Genomic DNA, 2793 nt, shown 5'->3' on the forward strand with positions numbered 1-2793 from the left:
GTCATCTTGCCATTCGGCGGGCAGGACGGACGGGTCCGCCATGAAGCGCGCGAAAAGATCATCGATCACTTGCGTCACCTCGGCGCGGACCGACATGACGGATGGCGCGCGATACATCCGGTGGAACAGGAAACTGCGCACCGCTTTCAGGTCTTGATACAGCGGCTTGGAAAAGCGGATCACGGTCGTGCCCAAATGGCGGATGTCATCGACCGATTTCGGCTGGGCTGAGGCCAGCCGATTCTGGGCAACGGCGATGACGTCTTCGACCATGCGGCCAAAGACCCTACGCAATGCTTCGTGGCGGCGGCGCATCTTGTCAAGGCCGGGGTAAAGCCGGTCCACCTCGGCAAAGGCGGGGCCGGTGACGGGCAGATCAATCAGATCGTCTTCGGTGAACAGGCCGGACCGCAAGCCATCGTGCAGATCGTGGTGCGAATAGGCGACATCATCGGCGATGGCGGCCACCTGCGCCTCGGCTGAGGCGTGAGTGGAAAGTTCCAGATCCCATTCGGCATTCACCTCGGCCAGCGCATAGGGCAGCGCCCCGCCTTCGGCCGCATGGGCATGCTTGGCATCGGCATTCGGGCCGGTCACCGGGCCGTTGTGTTTGGCAATGCCTTCAAGGGTTTCCCAGGTGAGGTTAAGACCGTCAAAGTCGGCATAGTGGTGTTCAAGCCGGGTCACGATGCGCAGGGCCTGGGCGTTGTGGTCAAAGCCGCCATAGGGGGCCATCAGCCGTTCCATCGCGTCTTCACCGGTATGGCCAAAGGGGGTGTGGCCAAGGTCATGCGCCAAAGCGACCGCCTCGGCTAAATCGGTGTTCAGGCCGAGGACACCGGCGATGGTGCGGGCCACTTGCGCCACTTCGATCGTGTGGGTCAGGCGGGTGCGGTAGTAATCGCCCTCGTGTTCGACGAAGACCTGGGTCTTGTGTTTCAGGCGGCGAAAAGCCGAGGAATGGATGATCCGGTCCCGATCGCGCTGAAAGGGCGAGCGGAAGGATGACAGGTTTTCAGGCCAGCGCCGCCCGCGAGAGGCTTCGGGTTGACAGGCAAAAGGTTTCAGCATTGCGGCCTCGGCTTGTTCGGCGCATCCTGGTGACCTATATTCCGGACAGAACCGGAAGGATACGGGAACAGCCATGGAACTTACGCTTCCAACAGTTGACATGCCGCCACGGGTGACCGACCGCGCTTTTGCCCGGCTGGCCGAGATTGCCGCCGCGACGGGCGAACCGAAGGCGCTGCGCGTGGCCGTTGATGGCGGCGGATGTTCGGGCTTTCAGTACGATATCAAGCTGGACGATCCACAGGGCGATGATCTGGTGCTGGAAAAGGATGGCATCAAGGTGCTGGTCGATCAGATCTCGCTGCCGTTCCTGACCAATGCGGTGATCGATTTCACCGAAGAGCTGATCGGCGCGCGGTTCGTGGTGCAAAACCCGAACGCGACCTCCAGCTGCGGCTGCGGCACGTCTTTTTCGATGTAGTCCGGGTCTTTCGACGTCGTTCCGGGCGGTTCTGAAAACCGCCTGTGCGGGTCAAGGTCTTGGTGGACCTTTGCATTCTGCGCGCTAACTCCCCCCTTGCAGTGAGCGGAGTGTGTGCGATGACGACGGTTCTGATCCTTGGATCCGCCCCGATGGCGGTGGCAGCGCGGACCTGGGGTCGTGCGCCGTTTGAGACAGTGGTGGCGATCAACAACGCCCATACGCTGCGCCCGGATTGGGATTACATGATCCATCCCTATGACTTTCCTGCGGATCGCGTGCCGGTGCCGGTGGGCGGGCAGCAGATTGTCACCGAAGCTATGTTCGTGCCGGCGCAGAATGTGTTTGGCGGGTTTGTTTATGCGGGTGCCACGATGGCGTTCACCGCCGGGTATTGGGCGTTGCACCAATTGCAGCCAAGCCGGATCGCGGTGTTTGGCTGCGACATGCTGTATCCGGCCAGCGGGCCGACGCATTTCTACGGGACCGGCACGCCAGACCCTTTGCGCGCGGACATCACGCTGCGGTCGCTGGAGGCGAAGTCGGCGCGGTTGATGGTGCTGGCGGCGATGCAGGGCTGTGCGATGGTCAACCTGTCGAACGGGCCGTCACGGTTGCTGTATCCACGGGCGTCTTTGGCGATGGCGGGCCGGGCTGAACCTGCAGCGTTTTGCGCCGACCTTGCGGCGGAGGCGTTGCGAGCGGAGGCGGCGCTTGGCTATATGGTGCCGTCGGGGCGGTACTGGGAGGAGGCGGAGCGGTTTGACCCCGCCGAGATTGACCGGATCGATGCGCTGTGGCTGGCGGCAGCGACGCAGGCCTTGCGGCAAAGCGCTTGAGCCTTGATCGTGCGGGCCGGCGGGTCTAGAACGGGGGCCGCGCAGGGAAGGCAAGCCAATGAAGATCGCCACGTTCAACATCAACGGCATCAAGGCGCGGATCGAGGCGTTGCCGGCATGGCTTGCCGCAACGGTGCCGGACGTGGTTTGCCTGCAGGAAATCAAATCGGTGGACGAAGGCTTTCCCCGCGAGATTTTTGAGGCGATGGGCTACCGCGTGGAAACGCATGGGCAAAAGGGGTTCAACGGGGTGGCGATCCTGTCGAAGCTGGCGCTGGAGGATGTGACGCGCGGGTTGCCCGGCGATGACAGCGATGAACAGGCCCGCTGGATCGAGGCGCGGGTGATGGGCGCGCGGCCTGTGCGCGTCTGCGGGCTGTACCTGCCGAACGGCAACCCGGCGCCGGGGCCGAAGTATGATTACAAACTGGCCTGGATGGCGCGGATGCAGGCGCGGGTGCG

At 63.2% G+C, this 2793-nt stretch carries 4 protein-coding genes; 3 read left to right on the forward strand and 1 reads right to left on the reverse strand.

Going from position 1 to position 2793, the window contains the following annotated elements; all coding sequences use genetic code 11:
- Positions 1-1146, reverse strand: a 1146-nt coding sequence (locus tag RMO18_RS20310; protein ID WP_309668338.1) for a deoxyguanosinetriphosphate triphosphohydrolase, incomplete at its 3' end; no start/stop codon positions are given.
- On the opposite strand from RMO18_RS20310, the gene RMO18_RS20315 reads away from it, so the two are divergent.
- The 3 genes from RMO18_RS20315 to RMO18_RS20325 form a co-directional block, all read left to right on the forward strand.
- Positions 1145-1492 carry an iron-sulfur cluster assembly accessory protein gene (locus RMO18_RS20315; RefSeq protein WP_309668339.1) on the forward strand — a complete coding sequence of 116 codons (348 nt, stop codon included), beginning with the start codon at positions 1145-1147 and terminating at the stop codon, positions 1490-1492. The two genes, RMO18_RS20310 and RMO18_RS20315, sit on opposite strands and share 2 nt — an antisense overlap.
- A 119-nt stretch (positions 1493-1611) precedes the next feature.
- Positions 1612-2331, forward strand: coding sequence for a hypothetical protein (locus tag RMO18_RS20320; protein WP_309668340.1), 720 nt, complete (start codon positions 1612-1614; stop codon positions 2329-2331).
- A 58-nt stretch (positions 2332-2389) separates the two neighbouring features.
- A partial coding sequence (locus tag RMO18_RS20325) for an exodeoxyribonuclease III (RefSeq protein ID WP_309668341.1) occupies positions 2390-2793 on the forward strand: 404 nt, incomplete at its 3' end.

This window comes from Tabrizicola sp., assembly GCF_031377265.1.
Taxonomy (GTDB): Bacteria; Pseudomonadota; Alphaproteobacteria; order Rhodobacterales; family Rhodobacteraceae; genus JAUYQR01.